Source organism: Absiella sp. AM09-50 (assembly GCF_003433845.1).
GTDB classification, from domain to species: domain Bacteria; phylum Bacillota_I; class Bacilli_A; order Erysipelotrichales; family Erysipelotrichaceae; genus Hoskinsella; species Hoskinsella hominis.
This window is the reverse complement of record NZ_QVFI01000004.1, coordinates 45252-63767: the sequence shown is the minus strand read 5'-3', so window position 1 is coordinate 63767 and position 18516 is coordinate 45252. Positions and strand designations below refer to the sequence as shown.

The following is an 18516-nucleotide window of genomic DNA, read 5'->3' as shown; positions in this document are numbered from 1 at the left end:
CATTTATAATGGTGGAAAAAAGGAGAAATGCCTATGCCGAAAATTGGAATGCGCATTATAAAATCAAGTTGTGCAGTCGCTATATGCTTTTTGATATCGCTGTTTCGCTCAGAAGGTATCGTCTTTTATTCCTGTATCGCAGCGGTATTATGTATACAACAGGATGTGACCAATAGTAAAAGAGTCGCTATCAATCGTGTAAAAGGAACCTTGCTTGGCGGGTTTTGTGGAATGCTGGTGCTATTGGTTGAAAAAAGTTTTTTTCCTAATGATGCTTTATGGCTTCGTTATGCAATTATATCTTTGATGATCATACCAATTATTTATAGTACGGTGCTGTTAAAAATGACAACCGCTTCTTATATTTCCTGTGTTGTATTTATGAGTGTTACAGTATCTCATGGTATGGATATCAATCCATATCTGTTTGCCTTTAATCGTATCATTGATACCCTGATTGGTATTTTTGTGGCACTTGCGTTAAATACATTACACCTGGGTACTGCCAGAAATAAAGATATCTTGTTTGTAAGTGATCTCAATCATACATTATTGAATGATGATCAGGAATTATCAGCTTATACAAAGGTGAAATTAAAACAGCTTTTGGAACAAGGTGCCAATATTACAATTGCGACCTGTGAAACACCATCGATGTTTCTACATAAATTACAGGGAATCCCTTTCACTTTGCCCATCATTACGATGAATGGTGCGGCGACCTTCGATATGAAAAAACAAGAATATAACCATTGTAAAGAAATACCATTTGAAACATACCATTCCTTAATGGAAGTATTTAAGCAACAACATATGAATTGTTTTGTACATACGATTATTCATCATATGCTGCATGTGTATTATGGAGATTTCCAAAATCCTGTAGAAGAAGACTATTATCATGCTATGCGTAAAACACCATATAAAACCTATGTATATAGCAAGCTTCCTGAACAACATCATGCCATTTATATTCATGCGATTCATAAAACAGCGCAGATCCATACATTATATGATGAAATAAAAAAATTGCCTTGTTTCTATGAGTTACATATCGTAATCAAAGCAGATGAACTTCATCAAGGATATTCCAGTATGGAAATCTACAGCAAGGATGCTGGAAAAAAACAGGCAGTGGATGATATCATGAAACAATATCATTTTGAAAAAGTATATGTATTCGGGGATGATTTGGAAGATTTACCATTGATGGGGTCAGCAACCCAAAGTTTTGCGGTACAAAATGCCAAAAAAGAAATTCTTGCCCATGCAAGTATCATTCCTAGCAATAATGATGATGGAGTTGTTCAAAAGATTGCACAATTGTTTTATAAGAAGCTGAAAGGATAAAAGGATCATGAAAAATGAAGTGATCGAACTGAGTAAGGAAACTACACAGGGATGCTTATGCTTTGAATGTAAAGAGCATATCGCAAGAGAAATTGAAAACTACTATGGCGCTGGACATGTTTCTTCTGCAGGATCTATGCCATGTGAACATAAGCAACTTAACGCCTTCTCAAATCGTACGTGTCAAAGCCACAACAGAAATGATTAAGTGCCATTAGGGCACTTTTTAGATTGTTAATTGTATATTTAATGATTTAGCTTGCAATAAGATGCAGGTTTTGTTAAAATGTATATACCCTATTAAATAGGGTATATACATTGATGAAGGGGGATGGCGATATCAATAGGAGAGTAATCAATCCATTGGAATGGAAAGCACTTATAAAAGATTTTAAAAAGGAATATGGCTTTGATTTAGAAAAAGACTTAAAAAATGTGAATATGACGTCTTATGAGTTTGTTAAAATTTTAAAAGATCTTTCTTTTGATATCAATTCAAATCCAATAAAAGGGAATAAAGTAACTTCAATTCCTCCAATTAGTGTGTATAAAATGAGATATAAAGATGAATATAGACATATAGGAACTTCTAACGCGTATAGATTTCATTTGTATCATAAAACTTCAGGTAGAAAGCCAAAATTAGATTTAACAGAGAAAGAAAAAAAGCTAGTTAAAAAAATGGTAGAAGATGCTGTGGCGCAAAGGAGGTAATAAAATGTTTAATTGGAACGATGCATTTCGTAAACCTGGTTACGAAACAAAGATTAAAGATATTGAAAAAATTGTAACACCAACATTTTTAAAAAAATTGCGACAAAAAAGAAATGTTTCACAACGCTTGCTTGCAAAAATATTAGGTGTAAGTGAAAAAACAATAGAAAAATGGGAACAAGGAGTAAATCCCATTAAAGGGACAGCTAGTCGATTACTTTATCTTTTAAATAAATATGATTGGTTATTAGACGAATTTTATGTATTTGAAAGAAATGATGAATATTGCCAGTTACAAAACGATTATAAAATAAAAGTGATTCCTACTAGAAAGAAAATAAAAAAAGAAACAAATACAAAGTTTGTAAAAAATAATGATTGTATAGAAATTAATCAGATGTTATATAAAGAAAAAAGTCAATCTCAACAAGATGCTTCTACATCTTGCTATATATAGGAGGAAAAAATGGAAAATCAGCCTTATTTATTTTTAGGATTTCATTTAGAAAAAATTAATTTTCAAAAAAACCAGATAGAAGACTTACAAGAGATAAGAATTAGTATATCTTCTTATGGATATGATGAAGAAGAATGTGTCTTTTCTTTAAGTATTGTAATAGAATTAGATTATGAAAATTCAAAGAACAATGAATTCCATTATATAGCTGGATATAAAATTCAAGATGAGGAAACGATGGAAGATATAAAACGAGATAAAAATATTAATGATTATATTTCTGTTTTTGTATCATTTGTTATCCCATTCATTCGATCTAATATTACGTCTATTACCATTGATTCAGGAACTGCTGTAGTATTGCCAATTATAAACTGCCGGACAATAACTCTAGACAAGACAATTGTATTATCAGTTGATAAATGATAGATTGCGTCAAATAGACGCTTTTTATTTTTTAGGAAATAATTTTACTACCCATTTAGATAGAAATAGTTTATAATAGGAAAGCAAATAGAAAATAGGTGATGATATGTTAGATTTTATCGCAACTCCATTTGAAATGGAGGACTTACATAAATTAAAAGAAGCAGGTGCAGGTAGTGTTGTCATTTCAACACCGTTTTTTTCTGTACGTGGTGCTGGCTATTTTGAAAGAGAAGCACTGCCGTGTGTGAAAAAACAATGTGAGAATCTGGGATTAGCGATGTTAGTCATGGTGAATCGTTTTTTTACAGAAGAAGAACTGCCTAAGCTTCGTGAATTCTTAAAAGAATTAAAAGTCATAGAAGTAGATGGTATCTACTATGGTGATGAATGTGTTTTATATGAAGCGGATCTACTGGATATGAAAGATAAACTGATTTATAATCCAGATACTTTGATTACCAATCATGCGGATGTACAATTCTATTTAGATGAAGGTATTTCCATGGTTAGTATTTCTAAAGAAATCACAAAAGATGAAGTTTGTGAAATTGCCCATCAGGTAAAAGGCGATATTGAAATCATCATACATGGTCGTGTCAATATGATGCATAGTAAGCGAAATCTGATTTCTAATTATTTGAAATTTATTGGCAGAGAAGAAGATATCAAAGGAAAACGTTCGTTATTTATTATGGAAGAAACCCGTGATGAGCATATGCCGATTATGGAAGACGAATTTGGTACACATGTATTTAGTGGCTATACACTGGCAAGCTTTATGGAAATAAAAGATTTTGTGGATGCAGGTGTTCGCCATATGCGTATTGATGGAATTTTTCATAATATTGATTATGTATGTGAAGCATTACGTTTATACCATGAAATTCTGGATGGAAAAGACGCAAAACAAATCGATGAAATGTATCGTGAAAAATATAAAGAAGATCATGTCACAAGTGGTTTTTATTATACCAAAACAAGTAAAGTGAAGGTAGGTGAATAGCGTGAAGAAAATTGAATTGTTGGCACCAGCAGGTGATTTAGAACGTTTAAAGATTGCGGTATTATATGGCGCAGACGCTATTTATCTGGGAGGAAAACAGTTTTCATTACGTTCCCGTGCAAGTAATTTTTCTATTGAAGATATTGCAGAAGGTGTAAAATTTGCGAAAGCCCATGGTGCGCACATTCATGTGACAGTCAATATGCTGCCTCATGAAGAAGATATGCATGGATTAAAAGAATATCTGATGGAATTAGAACGAATCGGTGTTACTGCAATCATTGCTGCATCTCCTGCCATTATGAAATGTGCCAAGCAATATGCACCTAAACTGGAGGTACATGTGAGTACCCAGCATTCCTCTACCAATTCCTCAGCCGCAAATTATTGGAAAGATAAAGGAATGGATCGTGTGGTATTAGCAAGAGAGCTGACACTTGATCAAATAAAAGAAACAGCCAAACATGCCAAAGTACCATTAGAAGTATTTATTCATGGAGGAATGTGTATATCTTATTCAGGCAGATGTGTATTAAGCAATCATATGACAGGAAGAGATGCCAATCGTGGAGGTTGTGCACAAAGCTGTCGCTGGAAATATCGTTTATATGATGGTGAGCGTCAGTTACATGATGATCATGACTTATTTTCCATGTCCAGCAAAGATTTGATGGCAGCACGGTTTATCCCTGATTTGATAGAAGCAGGAATCGCCAGTTTAAAAATCGAAGGAAGAATGAAAAGTGCTTATTACATTGCGACACTGATTAAGACATATCGCATGCTGATTGATGAAGTATATGAAAAAGGATGTTTAAGTGAAGCACGTTTACAATATTATTATGAAGAATTATCCAAGGCGGAAAACCGACCGACCGCGATAGGATTCTATTTGGGACAGCCAAAGCCACAGGATCATTTATATGGTATCAATGGTGCAGGTGTCACACAGGAATACATTGCTTACGTGCTAGATTATGATGAAAAAGAACAAATTGCTACCTTGGAAGTTCGTAATCATTTTTTGCCGCATATGGAAGCTGAAGTATTTGGACCGCATATCCCAATGACAAAATTTATGATCGAGGATTTATATGATGTTGATGGTAATCTTGTGGAAGTTGCGAATAAACCTATGCAGATATTAAAAATGAAATCAAAGCTGCCAATGGAAAAAGATGCTATGATACGGAAAGTCATGAAAAAAGATCGTTCAGATATTTATTAAGCATGAAAAACGTGTTAAAATAAAAAAGATTGTGAGGAGAGATTACATGAAATTAAGTAATAGTTTCTTTTATACGATAAGAGAAAATGCAAAAGATGAAGACAGTACCAGTGGAAATCTGCTGGTTAGAGCAGGAATGATCAAAAAAAGCAGTAGTGGAATTTATATGATCATGCCAATGGGGAAACGAGTATTAAAGAAGATTGAAGAAATTGTACGTGAAGAAATGGATCATGCAGGGGCACAGGAATTATTAATGCCTGCGCTGATTCCAGAAGAAATTTATGAAAAAAGCGGTCGTAGAGCAGCATTTGGATCTAATATGTTTGCGCTAAAAGACCGTTATCAGAAAAACTATGTATTAGGACCAACACATGAAGAATTATTCACGATGGCAGCGATGATGAAAGGAAAATCTTATAAAGATTTCCCATATAATCTATATCAGATTCAAACCAAATTCCGTGATGAAACAAGACCTCGTTATGGATTGATCCGTGTACGTGAATTTATTATGAAGGATGCTTATTCCTTTGATATTGATGAAGCAGGATTACATGAATCTTATATGAAAATGTTTAATGCATATAAAAATATTATGGAACGCTGTGATCTGGAATATAAAATTGTAAAAGCGGATACTGGTGCAATGGGAGGAAGTCTAAGTGAAGAATTCCAGGCCATTACAGAAATTGGTGAAGATGTTGTTGTGACATGTGATGCTTGTGATTTTTCAAGTAATTTAGAAATTACAGAAGTTGTTGATACAGCAATGGAAAGCAATGAAGAAGAAAAAGCCATGGAGGTCGTAGAAACACCAAATGCGAAAACGATTGATGAAGTAGCTGCTTTCTTTAACCGTACAGCTGATGATTTTGTGAAAACACTAATCTATTCTGTAGATGGTAAAACATATGCATTCCTGTTAAAGGGAAACCGTGAATTAAATGAAACAAAAGTATTAAAACTGTTGAAGGCAAATGAAATTGAACTAGCAAGCTTTGATGAAGTAGAACGTGTTACACATGCAAAGGTTGGTTTTGCAGGTCCTGTTGGATTAGAATGTCCAATCATTATGGATCGTGAAGTTGCGAAAATGAAAAACTTTATCGTTGGCGCAAACAAAACAGACCACCACATCGCAAATGTTAACCTAAAAGATTTCACAGTTGAAACGATTGCGGATATCGCACAGGTACACGAAGGTGATATTTGTCCAAACTGTGGAAAACCACTAAAATTCTGTAAAGGAATTGAAGTAGGAAATACCTTTAAACTAGGTACGAAATATGCAAAAGCACTTGGCTTGGAATATCTGGATAAAGAAAATAAATTACATCCAGTAGAAATGGGATGTTATGGCTTTGGATTAGAACGTTGTATGGCAAGTATCGTTGAACAGCACAACGATGAACAGGGAATTATCTGGCCAGTAAATGTTGCGCCATATGTTGTGGCAATCGTCATCGTATCTATGAAAGATGAAGAACAGGTACGTATCGCAAATGAATTATATGATACTTTAAAAGCACAGGGTGTAGATGTGGTATTGGATGATCGTAATGAACGTCCAGGAGTAAAATTCAAAGATATGGAACTTGTCGGTATCCCTTATCGTATTACGGTTGGTAGAGGAATCAAAGAAGGAAAAGTTGAATTCCGCGCAAGAACAGCAGATGCGAATGAAGAAGTAGCATTAGATGCAATCGTAGAAAAAGTAACAGCTTTAGTAAAATAAGAATCAGCGGAAATTATTCCGCTGGTTTTCTTTATAGTTATGAAATAGTTATGAAAATTTTGAAAACAAAAATCATAAAAAACACCATTTTCATAGTAATGTAAACGGTATTACAAATGACTCTAGTGAAAATTTTTACATAAAATGAAAATATTACAAAAATGTCTTTCTTTCTTTTTCTTTTTATTGTATAATATATGACGATAGGGTTATTTCACCTTATGATAAAGGACAAAAAAGAGAGTGAAAGGAGTAGATTTATGAAGGAAACATTGTATTTAACAAATGACTTAGCAATCGTGAACTATAGTGCAGGGTATGCACAAAATGGAGATATGTTATTAAATTCCACTACCTTCAGCAACTATGTTCATAATTATATTGACTATTTAAAAGACACACACGAAGATTTATACTATTTTGCATTAAACGGTAAAACACCGAGAGAAGCGACTACCGAAATCTTAAGACTGTTCCGTATGATGCGAGTATTTAAGGTGGATGAAATTGAATCACAATATTTAAATGATAAGAAAAGATTATTGGAATTCGTAGAAGAAATGTATAACTTCTGGAAGAAACACCAAAGGTTCGCTGTGATCAGCGTTGGGGAAGGTAATGCATTACAGGATATGAGCTTTGTATCTGCGGACTCTAGTTTCAACTTATTGATTCTAAGCCTGTATCGTTCTATTGAAGAACAGATCATGGGTAGAAAAAATAAAGTATACCGTCAGTTACAATCAGGTACCAATGCAGCAATTTCTGTACGTAAAAACAAAACAAAGCTATCAGCAAAATATGATAAGCTGAAGGATATTGAATTTATCAATTCAGTTATGTTGCGTACACCTATGCTGTTACACCCAAAATCAAATAAACGTACAGGTATGTTTGAAGAAATTGATACAAACCCAATTGAAGAATTCACAGGAACACCAGATGAATGGTTCTGTTATCCATGTAAAATTGGAACATTGCTGGCATTTATCTATTTCCACCGTGATTTCATTTCTTCAGCAGTATCACTTGCAAACTTGTTTGAATTAGCAAATGAAGATGAATGTTCAAAGAAACCAGATATGATCGTATTGTTTGGTAATGAAGATGGAAAAGACCAGACTACATTCCACTATGATAAAGAAGAAGATGTATGGGTAGGATGCGTTAGCTATAATGAGCGTGTTGAATACTTTGGATATCTGAAGAAAATGTCATTGACATTGCACAATGTAAGAAAAATGCAGAAGGGCTGGCTGCCAATCCATGGTGCTTTCGTAGAAATCACATTGAAGAATGGTAAACGCAAGAATATCATGCTAATGGGTGATTCTGGCGCAGGTAAGTCTGAATCTATTGAAGCATTGAAGAATGTTGGTAAAGATATCATTAAGGATATCGTTGTTGTATTTGATGATATGGGAACTATTCACTTAGAAGATGGTGTTCCATTTGGACAGGGTACTGAAATTGGTGCATTCATCCGTTTGGATGACTTGGATCCAGGTACTCCTTATCGTGATATGGACCGTTCTATCTTCATGAACCCTGAATCAAGCAACAATGCCCGTGTTATCACACCAGCAGCTCCTTATGAAATCGTTGCGACAAATCACCGTATTGACTTGTTCGCATATGCAAACAACTATGATGATAAGAATGGTTTACACCGTTTTGATGATATGGCAGATGCTATCGCAACATGTAAAGAAGGAAAACGTATGGCAAAGGGAACAACACAGGAGGTTGGTATTTCCACAACTTACTTTGCAAACCCATTTGGACCAATGCAGCAGGAAGAAATCTGTGAACCATTGATTCATGAGATGTTTGACGCAATGCAGAAAAATGGTATCTTCGTAGGTGAAATTTATACACACTTAGGTCTGGATAAAGAAAACCGTGAAGGTATCAATGTTGCCGCAAAAGAATTATTAAACTTCATCGAAAAAGATTAATGAAAACAAGGCTATCCATAAGGATAGTCTTTTGTTAATAGAAAGGATGTGATAATATGGAAATCAAAGATATATATTTTGATCCTGCTTATCATACTGAGGTGCTTTCATTTCAGGTAAATAATGGAAGTGGATTTCTTTATGAGGTCTATTATGATGAAGATGAACATCAATATATACAACTATGTGCTGGAAACAAACCATTAGTTGAGCTTGAGGATGAATGTTATTTCATTTCAACACATGAAGCATTTTTACGATGTGGATTACAGGATGATGAAGTATTGCCGTATACATGGGACACAACTTATACATCTTTACAGGATGCATTTCATAAACTACAGCCATTATTTCAATCATTGATGAATGGAGAATATCGCTTAATGTTATGTGAATGTATTCCTACAAAAGGTGATCATTCATTCTTCTGGAATAGTGAGGCTGGTTATGCATCAGCAAGCTGTACTTTTGATGATATGAAATATATAGAAGGAAGACCATTATTTTTATATCCGTCACAAAGTGTGAAACGATATAATCCAAGACAGATGGAATATTATGAGAAGCATTCAGAAGCGTATGCTATTGCTTATTATATCGGTGGATTTGGATGTGTGCTTTTGGATGGACATCATAAAGCCTGTGCAGCAGCGAAATGTGGAAGAAAGTTAAAAACGGCTGTCATTGTTCCTGTAAGGACAACGCATATGCGTACCCCCCTTCCACATAAAACCGATAGCATACAATCAAGGAAATGGGATCAGGATATCGTACAGAATTGTAAAAAGTATATGACAGTAATCGATGCCATTCATATCGAGGATATCGATTTAAAAACAGCCCAGCAGATTGCGGATGCAACAATCAATCAGAATGTAAAAGAAATAAAGTCATATGATATCTATAGCATAGCATTGAGGCTTTATGCGGATGCAGATCAACGTCTTTTACCATATGTGAAGTGTTATTTATTTGATGATTTTTTTCATATCTATCATGCGGAATTAATTGAAATCCTAAGCAAAAATGTGAATGAAGAAATACAAAAAATCTTCTTAGAATATATCATCCAATATGATAATATCGATGATGATTTATATCAAATACTTTGCGATAATATATAAAGTATTCTGTTATTATGTAAGAATTCATGATTGGAAAATAGATGTTCACGAAATGTATACAAAAATATAAATTTGTATTCAAAAAGTAGAAAAAGTATCTTTTCAAGTAAATGAAAACGGTGTACAATGAAGTTAGTTAGTTTTGGGAGGAAATCAAACATGAAATTAGATCGTATTCAAAAGGCAAAAGAAGTTTTGGAGCCAATCATTAGTAAAACACCAATTGTACACGCTGGAAAGATTCATGAAAATCTTTATATCAAATCAGAAAATCTGCAGGGAACAGGAGCTTTTAAGTTACGTGGCGCATACTTTAAACTTTCTAATCTAAGTGAAGAAGAAAAAAAGAAGGGTGTCATTGCCGCAAGTGCAGGAAATCATGCACAGGGAGTTGCTTATTCTTGTATGAAAATGGGAATCAAGGGAACCATCGTTATGCCAAAAACTGCCCCATTATCTAAAATTGAAGCAACTAGAAGTTATGGCGTGAATGTAGAATTACAGGGAGATACTTTCAATGATGCATATGAATATGCAAAGAATCTACAGGAAATTACTGGTGCCGTTTTTATTGAACCATTCAATGATGAAGATGTCATCGCAGGACAGGGGACCATTGGATTAGAAATTCTGGAAAAAATGCTGGATGTAGATACTGTCATTGTGCCAATTGGCGGTGGTGGATTGATCAGTGGTATTGCGACGGCAATTAAAAGCATTAAACCAAGCTGTAAAGTGATTGGTGTACAATCAGAAAATGCACCAAGTATGAAACGTTCGCTTGAAGAAGGAAAAATTATTCAGCTGGACAGTGTGAATACGATTGCGGATGGTATCGCAGTGAAAACACCAGGTACATTGACTTATGAAATCTGTAAACAATATGTAGATGAAGTCGTTACGGTAAATGAAGAAGAAATCGCAGCCGCAATTCTTGTATTGCTTGAAAAAATGAAGATGGTAGCGGAAGGTGCAGGCGCAACCAGTGTAGCAGCGGCAATGTTCCATAAAGTTGATTTAGAAAACCATAAAGTCGTATGTGTATTAAGTGGTGGAAATATTGATGTTAATCTGTTAAGCAAAATCATTGATCTAGGTTTGATTAAGACTGGAAGAAAAGCAGTGATCAACATGGATGTTGTAGATAAACCAGGTAACTTGTCAAGAATGATTGAACTGATTTCCCAGACAGGTGCCAATATCATATCTGTCAATCATAACCGTATCCAAAATGGTATCTTATTTAATAAATGCCGTGTAGGACTTGTGATTGAAACAAATAATCAGGCACATATCCAGCAGGTCATGGATATTCTGGAAATTAATGGCTATACACCACATTTAATCGATCATGCCTAAAATATTGATTGATGGAGATGGATGTCCGGTCGTAGAAGAAACAATTGAAATTGCGAGAGCGTATGAAACAGAGGTGGTCATTGTATGTGACACCTCTCATTTCTTTTCTTATGATGATGTTAAGGTAATCGTGGTGGATAAGGGAAAAGATGTTGCGGATTTTACACTCTTGCGAAATACAGAAAACAATGATATCATAATTACTCAGGATTATGGACTTGCGGCATTAGCACTGGCAAAAGGTGCTATCGTCTTGTCACAAATGGGATTTGCCTATACCAAAGACAATATTGACAACCTGCTGGCACAGCGTCATCAATCCTATCACCAGCGAAAGCATGGACATTATGCACATGCGAAAAAACGGACACACAAAGAAGATGAAGCATTTTGTGAACTGTTAGAGGATGTATTGTCATCCATGTAAGAGGTAATTATGTCAGAAACAATTTTAAAAACACTCGCTTATCAAACGATGGTTCAGGAGCTTTCCTCCATGTCTTTAGAAGAAATAAATGCACAGCTAAAATCAATGGGCTGTGCTTTACGTTATGATCAAATAAAAGAGCAGCTTGTTCATACATATAATGAACTTTCCATTGCGGATATGATCTTTGATACTTACGATATTCATCCTGCAAAATATCCAAAAGAATTTATTGATGAAGTAGTTTTAGAGATTGCAATCCGAGAAAATTATGGATTTATGCATTATGGTATTTTATCTAGTCAAATTCGTGATATAATGGAAGAGAATCTTGCACAAGTTGAGAAAATCAAACAAGTGGCAGGATGTTATCGCAAATTATGTCAAACAGCGCAGAAGTTTGGCATTAAAGCTATAGAAACGATGCAGTATCAGGTAAATGATGGTGTTGATCTATATGCTTATTTTATGAGTCTATTAGATATGATGATGCAGGAAGGCATGAAACAGCGCCAAATATATCGTGAAATTGTGGATTTATGCGACAAGATGTTAAAGACATTTCCACAAAGTCATCCATTTCTAAGAGCAAGTATGCAATATGAACAGGCAACTGCCTACATAAAAATGAAATCTAAAAAAGGTGAACAGATATTTCAGACACTGTTAAAAAATCATTTAGATCCATGTGATGCACTTTTACATTATGCACTTGCTTATCTGGATGAAGATGAACAGCGTGCAATTCGTATTTTAAAGAAGTATCGAAACTTATGGGATGAAAAAAGCGAAGCTTTTGAGGTCATCCAGCAATTGATCGAAGAACAAAAATAAAAGCGAGGAACCATATGAAGAAAAATTTTATACAGAGAAACATTATTTGGATATCGTTGATTCTTTTATGCTTTACAGTAATTCCCGGTATGCGTGAAAAAGGCTATGCATTGGATAAAGAGCATGAAAATGAAGTGAGTAAACAAAGTATTCCCACAGATGAGAAAAAAGAAGAAAAAATCAAGGTTGTGATTGATCCAGGTCATGGAGGATATGACAGCGGAAGTGAAAGCACCAATGGAAAATTAGAGAAAAACCTGAATTTGAATATTTCAAAAAAAGTTGGCGCAATATTAGAGAAAAACAATATAGAAGTAATTTATACAAGAACAGATGATAATGTCACATGGAGTGATGATAACGTTGAAGACTTATTAGCACGTTCTGAAATCGCAAATGAAAGTAATGCAAAATGTTTTGTGTCCATTCACATGAATTTCTCTGAAGAATACGCAGATGAAATACGCGGACATGAAGTCTGGGTTAATTACGATAATAATGAAAATGTGAAATTGGCAGAAAATATTATCTCAAAGTTTAAAGCTGTGAGTGAAAGCACAGATCGAGGTATTAAAGATCAAGCAATCAGTCCATTATCTTTATTGACGTTTAATCATATTCCATCCGTTTTGGTAGAAGTTGGTTTTATCAGTAATGAAGAAGATTCTGCATTTATCGAAAGTGAGGATGGGGCTTCTAAGATTTCGGAAGCGATTGCGAATGGAATTATTGCTTATGTGAATGAAAAATAATGAAAACTTGTAAATTTAATGAAATATAATTCAAAATAGTGTATACTAATGAAATAAAGGAGGTTTTATCAATGTTTGGAAAACATGATGATGTATTAGATAAAGAAGAAAGAAGCATGTTTGATGGCACGAATGATTATTCATCCGAGTCAGATATCATGCGTAAACAGGTTGCGAAAACATTCTTATGGATGGCAGCAGGTGTTGGTGTAACTGCAATTGTATCCGCAATCTTATATAATAGTATCGATTTTTGGTTCTTATTATATACAAAACCAATGACACCAATGGTATTACTGGTTGCTCAATTAGGTATTGCGGTTGTATTCTCAGCACGTTTATTTAAAATGAAAGTCGCAACAACAAGAATTCTATTCTTAGTATATGCTGCACTACTTGGTGTTACCTGCTCTTCATTAGCAATGATTTATACAGGAGAATCCATTGCGATTGCATTTGGCTTATCTGTTGCGTATTTTGGTGCTTTAGGTGTGATTGGCTATACAACAAAAATGAATTTAATGAAAATTGGACCTGTTTTATATATCGGTTTAATGATCATGGTTGTAATTGAAGTCGTAATGATGTTTTTAGGACAGGATATTTATACAATGTTATTTGCAGGTATCGGCTTAGCATTATTCACTGGTATTACTGCTTATGATACACAAAAAATGCGTAAGTTATCTGAACAGTGCATGGAGGATACAGATATGATGAATCGTATCTCTATCTATAGTGCTTTCCAGTTATATCTGGATTTCGTTAATATCTTCCTGTATATCTTAAGAATCATGGGAAATCGTAAATCTTAAAAAAACACAGAAATTAATCTGTGTTTTTATTTTACGCCTAAGTACTCTGCGATATTTGCATGCTGATCAATGACCGGCAGTAGTTGTTGAGATTCACTTGTTAGAATGATGGTAAGTCCTGGGCCATGTCCACTGGTAAAGGAATCACTGTGTACGACAACACCAATGGAAATTGCACCTTTTAGATAATGAGGTCCATGATGATTGTCATGATCTTCAATTGCCACAAGATCGCCAAAACAAAGCTCATTTAAATGGAATTTTTGATTTGCCTGTTTATCCTGTGTCATGATATCATAATCCCCATTCATCATACTCGTACTGCCTAAACCACTTCCCATCAGATATGCAGGAATGATAGTTTTTACAGGAATCCTTAAACCATTAGCTGTTTCCTGGATGTTTAATTTATCCAGTAGCTCAGGATCAAGATTCATCACCTGTATATCTTCATGATCATCTAATTTTAATCCCTGACCACATGCTTTAATCAAAATACGATCATCACATGTCATTTTATCCAAAGTATCATCATCAAAATAAATCATTACATGATCAATGCCACCATGTTTTCCAGTCACATATCCAATACTACCTTTTGCATCACCAGAAATAACTTTCGCTTTATTACCAATACATGCAAATGCCATTAATGCATTATTCTCTTTACTTCCTGGATGCTTGATACTAACACCTGGTTCAATATGATCACCAGCAATACCCATACAGCAATCACCAATTTTATAATTATAGGTGATACCTCCAACAGACATGGAAATTCTTCCCCAGCCATCATATCCAACCCAATAGCCATCCCCTTTTAACCCAGGATGATCTACACAGCCTTGTACACTCATGATTGGCAAACAGTTTTTATTCGTTTTCATAACACACACCTCCATCTGTTTTTTATTATACCGCAAAACACATGGAAACACACGAGAAACAATGTTATAATACCATCGAGGTGAGGCAATGATCATGCACAAATGTGTAACAACCACAAAAGAAGAAGTCATCATAGAAAAAACAGAAAGAGATCGTATCATAGAAAAATATGCCCATGGAAGCTTTTTAACAGCTTTACAACAGGCAAGAGAAAGCGTAAATGGAAGTCATGAGGTAGAAATGAATCAATACCAGGATGAATTTACACTTCCTATGAAACGAAATGTATTTGGCTTATTAACCATCCCTGTTTATATCAACCATGTACGCTGTACCTTTATCATTGATACAGGTGCACAGATCAGTGGGATGAAGGAATCTAAAATAAAAGAACTGCAGTTGAAAGAAACAGGCAGGACATTGTCTGTGGGCAGTGTTGGTGGAAAAGAAAAAGCAATGAAAGGCATGCGTGCAGATACTTTACAATTTGGCGCAATCGAATATCATAATTTTCCGATGATTGCTTTAAAGGAACAAGACTTTTCTTTGAAATTTGGAAATATTGACTTATTTATGTTTGATGGTATCTTAGGATGGGATATCTTAAGTACGATTGATTTTGAACTAGATGATATCGCAAAGCAGATGAAGGTATTAAAAAATCGTTTTCGCTTTGATCATCCCAATATGGTGATGGGAAGTTTTCCTTTTTTTATCGTAAAGACACCAGATAAGAAAACCGGTATCTTTGGATTTGACAGTGGATCAAAAATCAGCTGGATAGGAGAACATGCGATTGATAAATTTCAATATCAGATCGCAGATGAAGGAAAGACATTAGGATTTGGCGTGCATGGCTTGGAAGAATTGGATGTGAAAGTATTATCATCAGTAGAATTATATTTATATAAGGCACATATCCATTTGAAACATGTAGGAACAGGTAGAGTACAGCTATTTCCTGAATTTTGTTTTGATGGTGTTTTAGGAAATGAAATATTTAAAGGAAGAAGAATAAGATTTGTGAACAGTAAAGCAATGGTTCTGATTGCATGATTGTTTTTTCTTTCAATTTCGTGTATAGTATATAAGGTAAAAGCGAAAGGATGGTATCAATTATGATTATCAAAGGTAAAATTACAATGCACAATGGGGAAGTCATCCCATTTGAATTATATCCGGATGATGCCCCAATCACAGTAGAAAATTTTGTGAAATTAATCAAGGAAGGCTACTACAATGGCAAAACATTCCATCGTGTAATTCCACACTTCGTATCACAGGGTGGATGCCCTTATGGAACAGGTGCTGGAGATTTAGGTTATACAATTCCATGTGAAACCATGCATAACCCAAATCGTCATGTAACTGGAAGCTTATCTATGGCACATCGTGGGAAAGATACAGGATGTTGTCAGTTCTTTATCTGTCATGAACCACAGCCACATTTGGATGGTGTTCATACCGTATTTGGAAAAGTAACGGATAACATGAAAGCTGTAACATCTATGCGTAATGGCGATGTTATGGATATGGTTGAAATTGAGGAAGCATAATGGATGATGTAAAGCGTTTAGGCTTTCCTGTATTGGTCATTGTTGTTTCAGCGGTATTAACAAAACTGATTGAAACCTATTTAACAGGTGCTTTTGTTTCTACATTGCTGATTATCGTCACGGTATCCGCATTATTTATGTTTGGGGTATCTCTGAATAGAAACAGAAAAAAGAAAAGCAATGCAATTTTCCGTAAGGTATTTGCGGTTGTTGTCGTAGTCCTGCTGCTGTTTACACAGCTTGGATATTTTCGTATCCCATATGTCAGTGACTGGATGGCTTATCTTGGAATGGGTGCTTTTTATATTAATATGCTGTATATCTTTTGTGGATATCTGTTTGTCGATTAAGGAGGAACTATGTTCAATTTTGATAAAACAATGGAAGAAGTACGAGCGGATATGCAGGATGACGATGTCCTGCTTGTCGATGTAAGAGAGATTGATGAATTTGCGAATGGTCACATTCCAGATGCAATCAATGTACCTTTGAGTGAATTAGACCAAAGTGCAGAAATCATGTTGCCAAAGGATAAAAAACTGTATGTATACTGTCGTAGTGGACAGCGTAGTACTACCGCAAAACGTAAATTATTAGAAATGGGTTTTGAAGAAGTATATAACGTTGGTGGAATTATCAGCTGGCCTTATGAAGTAGAAACTGGTGCGTAAATGAAAAAGAAACTGATTTGTCCAAAGTGCGGGCAGGAATTTTCTTTTCATTATATGAAAAATAAATTTTCACCACGTGTACAATGCGATCACTGTAAGGAATCTTTATATATAGAAAATAAGATATTTCCATACTTGATCATTGCTATCGTTTTATTATTTGTGACAGATACGATTTTTGTATATTTTGATCAGATCAATCTACAAGGCTTTTTACGTTATCTGATTGTATTTATTGTGTTGTCTGCCATATGCATTTTTTTAACAATGTTGCTGCGATTTATTTTTGGTGATGGTTTTTTATATAAAGTAAGAAGTAGAACACAGGAACTGGAAGAACGGGAACGAATTGAAAAAATGCGTAAAGAACTGCAGGAAAGTAAAGCCAGGGGGAAAAAGAAGAAATGCAAAAAGTAAGAAGATTACCATTACATCATGCTTGCAATGTAAGAGATTTAGGTGGCTATGCCATAGATGAACATTGTATGAGCAGCTGGCATATGCTGTATCGCAGTGATTCTTTGGAAAAACTGGATGAACATGACTGGCAATATCTGGCAAATTGCAATATTAAATGGATCATCGATTTACGTAGTGACAGTGAACAACAGCAAATGGGTTATGATGCAGCTGCTCATGGCATGACGAAAGTTTCATTACCATTCATGAAAGAGGACAAAAGTCCTAAAGAACTGCTGGATGATGAAGCCAGAGAACAGTTTATGGAAAGCATGAAATTAAAATATGATGAGATGATTGAAGATGTGCCTGAACAAATTATAAAAGTATTTGATGTGATTGCTAATGCTTTATCACGTCATGAAGCAGTATTGTTTCATTGTACTGCTGGAAAAGATCGTACAGGCATGTTGAGTGTCTTGTTATTGTCTTTAATTGGGGTTGACCGTTATGATATCCTTGCGGATTATCAGGTAAGTGCAACGTATAACACATTAGGTGTCAATCAAATGTTACCAAAGGAACTTATGCAGGTACCACAAATTCGTGCTTTATTTGAAAGTACGCCGGATATGATGGAACCTCTTTTAGATAAACTGGAAACAAGTGGTGGTTGTGAAGCATATCTGTTATCCATAGGTGTTTCTAAAGAAAGTCTGGAAATCATCAAAGAGCATTTCATCACTTCTCGCTAAATAAATATATCAAGAAACAGAAAATCTAATATGATTTCTGTTTTTTTATATAGAAAAAG

The 18516-nt window shown here is 34.7% G+C and carries 22 protein-coding genes; 21 read left to right on the top strand and 1 reads right to left on the bottom strand.

The window, feature by feature from the left end:
* Positions 1–33 precede the first annotated feature (33 nt).
* From DW114_RS05315 to DW114_RS05245, 15 genes are all read left to right on the top strand, one after another.
* Entirely contained in the window at positions 34–1350 is a 1317-nt protein-coding gene (locus DW114_RS05315) for an HAD-IIB family hydrolase (protein WP_233509528.1), read from the top strand.
* A 7-nt stretch (positions 1351–1357) separates the two neighbouring features.
* Positions 1358–1558 (top strand): hypothetical protein, encoded by a 201-nt coding sequence (locus DW114_RS05310; protein ID WP_117452750.1) that lies wholly within the window; start codon positions 1358–1360, stop codon positions 1556–1558.
* 155 nt (positions 1559–1713) lie between these two features.
* A complete protein-coding gene (locus DW114_RS05305; RefSeq protein WP_147322611.1) occupies positions 1714–2064 on the top strand; it encodes a hypothetical protein in 351 nt (116 codons plus the stop codon).
* A gap of 4 nt (positions 2065–2068) precedes the next feature.
* Complete coding sequence (locus DW114_RS05300) at positions 2069–2521, top strand: helix-turn-helix domain-containing protein (RefSeq protein ID WP_158552169.1); 453 nt, start codon at positions 2069–2071, stop codon at positions 2519–2521.
* 9 nt (positions 2522–2530) lie between these two features.
* Positions 2531–2947, top strand: a complete 417-nt coding sequence (locus DW114_RS05295) for a hypothetical protein (RefSeq protein WP_117452747.1) — start codon at positions 2531–2533, stop codon at positions 2945–2947.
* 106 nt (positions 2948–3053) lie between these two features.
* Positions 3054–3953: a peptidase U32 family protein gene (locus DW114_RS05290; RefSeq protein WP_117452746.1), complete on the top strand. Its 900-nt coding sequence runs from the start codon at positions 3054–3056 to the stop codon at positions 3951–3953.
* 1 nt (position 3954) lies between these two features.
* Entirely contained in the window at positions 3955–5181 is a 1227-nt protein-coding gene (locus tag DW114_RS05285; protein WP_117452745.1) for a peptidase U32 family protein, read from the top strand.
* A 46-nt stretch (positions 5182–5227) separates the two neighbouring features.
* Entirely contained in the window at positions 5228–6919 is a 1692-nt protein-coding gene (locus DW114_RS05280; protein ID WP_117452744.1) for a proline--tRNA ligase, read from the top strand.
* A gap of 260 nt (positions 6920–7179) precedes the next feature.
* Positions 7180–8877 carry a hypothetical protein gene (locus tag DW114_RS05275; protein WP_117452743.1) on the top strand — a complete coding sequence of 566 codons (1698 nt, stop codon included), beginning with the start codon at positions 7180–7182 and terminating at the stop codon, positions 8875–8877.
* 56 nt (positions 8878–8933) lie between these two features.
* Positions 8934–10001 carry a hypothetical protein gene (locus DW114_RS05270; RefSeq protein ID WP_117452742.1) on the top strand — a complete coding sequence of 356 codons (1068 nt, stop codon included), beginning with the start codon at positions 8934–8936 and terminating at the stop codon, positions 9999–10001.
* Positions 10002–10160: 159 nt separating this feature from the next.
* The gene (gene ilvA / locus DW114_RS05265; RefSeq protein ID WP_117452741.1) at positions 10161–11360 is read left to right on the top strand and encodes a threonine ammonia-lyase; all 1200 of its coding nucleotides are present in this window, start codon (positions 10161–10163) and stop codon (positions 11358–11360) included.
* Positions 11353–11787 (top strand): YaiI/YqxD family protein, encoded by a 435-nt coding sequence (locus DW114_RS05260; RefSeq protein WP_117452740.1) that lies wholly within the window; start codon positions 11353–11355, stop codon positions 11785–11787. The genes ilvA and DW114_RS05260 overlap by 8 nt, the downstream gene beginning before the upstream one ends.
* A 9-nt stretch (positions 11788–11796) precedes the next feature.
* On the top strand, positions 11797–12621 hold the full coding sequence (locus tag DW114_RS05255) for a hypothetical protein (RefSeq protein WP_117452739.1): 825 nt from the start codon (positions 11797–11799) through the stop codon (positions 12619–12621).
* 14 nt (positions 12622–12635) lie between these two features.
* On the top strand, positions 12636–13373 hold the full coding sequence (locus DW114_RS05250; RefSeq protein ID WP_117452738.1) for an N-acetylmuramoyl-L-alanine amidase family protein: 738 nt from the start codon (positions 12636–12638) through the stop codon (positions 13371–13373).
* Between the two features lie 71 nt (positions 13374–13444).
* Entirely contained in the window at positions 13445–14188 is a 744-nt protein-coding gene (locus tag DW114_RS05245) for a Bax inhibitor-1 family protein (RefSeq protein ID WP_233509527.1), read from the top strand.
* Between the two features lie 26 nt (positions 14189–14214).
* On the opposite strand, the gene DW114_RS05240 is transcribed toward DW114_RS05245, so the two are convergent.
* On the bottom strand, positions 14215–15075 hold the full coding sequence (locus DW114_RS05240; RefSeq protein ID WP_117452737.1) for a DUF4438 domain-containing protein: 861 nt from the start codon (positions 15073–15075) through the stop codon (positions 14215–14217).
* A gap of 94 nt (positions 15076–15169) precedes the next feature.
* Between DW114_RS05240 and DW114_RS05235 the strand changes: the two genes are divergently transcribed.
* The 6 genes from DW114_RS05235 to DW114_RS05210 all read left to right on the top strand — a co-directional run bounded on the left by DW114_RS05235 (position 15170) and on the right by DW114_RS05210 (position 18457).
* Positions 15170–16132 carry a retropepsin-like aspartic protease gene (locus DW114_RS05235; protein ID WP_117452863.1) on the top strand — a complete coding sequence of 321 codons (963 nt, stop codon included), beginning with the start codon at positions 15170–15172 and terminating at the stop codon, positions 16130–16132.
* A 62-nt stretch (positions 16133–16194) separates the two neighbouring features.
* The gene (locus tag DW114_RS05230; protein WP_117452736.1) at positions 16195–16632 is read left to right on the top strand and encodes a peptidylprolyl isomerase; all 438 of its coding nucleotides are present in this window, start codon (positions 16195–16197) and stop codon (positions 16630–16632) included.
* Positions 16632–16982 carry an amino acid permease gene (locus tag DW114_RS05225; RefSeq protein ID WP_117452735.1) on the top strand — a complete coding sequence of 117 codons (351 nt, stop codon included), beginning with the start codon at positions 16632–16634 and terminating at the stop codon, positions 16980–16982. Before DW114_RS05230 ends, DW114_RS05225 begins: the two co-directional genes overlap by 1 nt.
* Positions 16983–16991: 9 nt before the next feature.
* A complete protein-coding gene (locus DW114_RS05220) occupies positions 16992–17303 on the top strand; it encodes a rhodanese-like domain-containing protein (RefSeq protein ID WP_117452734.1) in 312 nt (103 codons plus the stop codon).
* A complete protein-coding gene (locus DW114_RS05215) occupies positions 17304–17720 on the top strand; it encodes a hypothetical protein (protein WP_117452733.1) in 417 nt (138 codons plus the stop codon).
* Entirely contained in the window at positions 17708–18457 is a 750-nt protein-coding gene (locus DW114_RS05210; protein ID WP_117452732.1) for a tyrosine-protein phosphatase, read from the top strand. The genes DW114_RS05215 and DW114_RS05210 overlap by 13 nt, the downstream gene beginning before the upstream one ends.
* The last annotated feature ends 59 nt before the right edge of the window (positions 18458–18516 follow it).

What these genes read in the sequence shown, in the direction of transcription:
- DW114_RS05315 (WP_233509528.1), top strand. Translation starts at nt 34, where the DNA reads ATGCCGAAAATTGGAATGCGCATTATAAAATCAAGTTGTGCAGTCGCT.
- DW114_RS05310 (WP_117452750.1), top strand. Translation starts at nt 1,358, where the DNA reads ATGAAAAATGAAGTGATCGAACTGAGTAAGGAAACTACACAGGGATGC.
- DW114_RS05300 (WP_158552169.1), top strand. Translation starts at nt 2,069, where the DNA reads ATGTTTAATTGGAACGATGCATTTCGTAAACCTGGTTACGAAACAAAG.
- DW114_RS05295 (WP_117452747.1), top strand. Translation starts at nt 2,531, where the DNA reads ATGGAAAATCAGCCTTATTTATTTTTAGGATTTCATTTAGAAAAAATT.
- DW114_RS05290 (WP_117452746.1), top strand. Translation starts at nt 3,054, where the DNA reads ATGTTAGATTTTATCGCAACTCCATTTGAAATGGAGGACTTACATAAA.
- DW114_RS05280 (WP_117452744.1), top strand. Translation starts at nt 5,228, where the DNA reads ATGAAATTAAGTAATAGTTTCTTTTATACGATAAGAGAAAATGCAAAA.
- DW114_RS05275 (WP_117452743.1), top strand. Translation starts at nt 7,180, where the DNA reads ATGAAGGAAACATTGTATTTAACAAATGACTTAGCAATCGTGAACTAT.
- DW114_RS05270 (WP_117452742.1), top strand. Translation starts at nt 8,934, where the DNA reads ATGGAAATCAAAGATATATATTTTGATCCTGCTTATCATACTGAGGTG.
- ilvA (WP_117452741.1), top strand. Translation starts at nt 10,161, where the DNA reads ATGAAATTAGATCGTATTCAAAAGGCAAAAGAAGTTTTGGAGCCAATC.
- DW114_RS05260 (WP_117452740.1), top strand. Translation starts at nt 11,353, where the DNA reads ATGCCTAAAATATTGATTGATGGAGATGGATGTCCGGTCGTAGAAGAA.
- DW114_RS05255 (WP_117452739.1), top strand. Translation starts at nt 11,797, where the DNA reads ATGTCAGAAACAATTTTAAAAACACTCGCTTATCAAACGATGGTTCAG.
- DW114_RS05250 (WP_117452738.1), top strand. Translation starts at nt 12,636, where the DNA reads ATGAAGAAAAATTTTATACAGAGAAACATTATTTGGATATCGTTGATT.
- DW114_RS05245 (WP_233509527.1), top strand. Translation starts at nt 13,445, where the DNA reads ATGTTTGGAAAACATGATGATGTATTAGATAAAGAAGAAAGAAGCATG.
- DW114_RS05240 (WP_117452737.1), bottom strand. Translation starts at nt 15,075, where the DNA reads ATGAAAACGAATAAAAACTGTTTGCCAATCATGAGTGTACAAGGCTGT.
- DW114_RS05235 (WP_117452863.1), top strand. Translation starts at nt 15,170, where the DNA reads ATGCACAAATGTGTAACAACCACAAAAGAAGAAGTCATCATAGAAAAA.
- DW114_RS05230 (WP_117452736.1), top strand. Translation starts at nt 16,195, where the DNA reads ATGATTATCAAAGGTAAAATTACAATGCACAATGGGGAAGTCATCCCA.
- DW114_RS05225 (WP_117452735.1), top strand. Translation starts at nt 16,632, where the DNA reads ATGGATGATGTAAAGCGTTTAGGCTTTCCTGTATTGGTCATTGTTGTT.
- DW114_RS05220 (WP_117452734.1), top strand. Translation starts at nt 16,992, where the DNA reads ATGTTCAATTTTGATAAAACAATGGAAGAAGTACGAGCGGATATGCAG.
- DW114_RS05215 (WP_117452733.1), top strand. Translation starts at nt 17,304, where the DNA reads ATGAAAAAGAAACTGATTTGTCCAAAGTGCGGGCAGGAATTTTCTTTT.
- DW114_RS05210 (WP_117452732.1), top strand. Translation starts at nt 17,708, where the DNA reads ATGCAAAAAGTAAGAAGATTACCATTACATCATGCTTGCAATGTAAGA.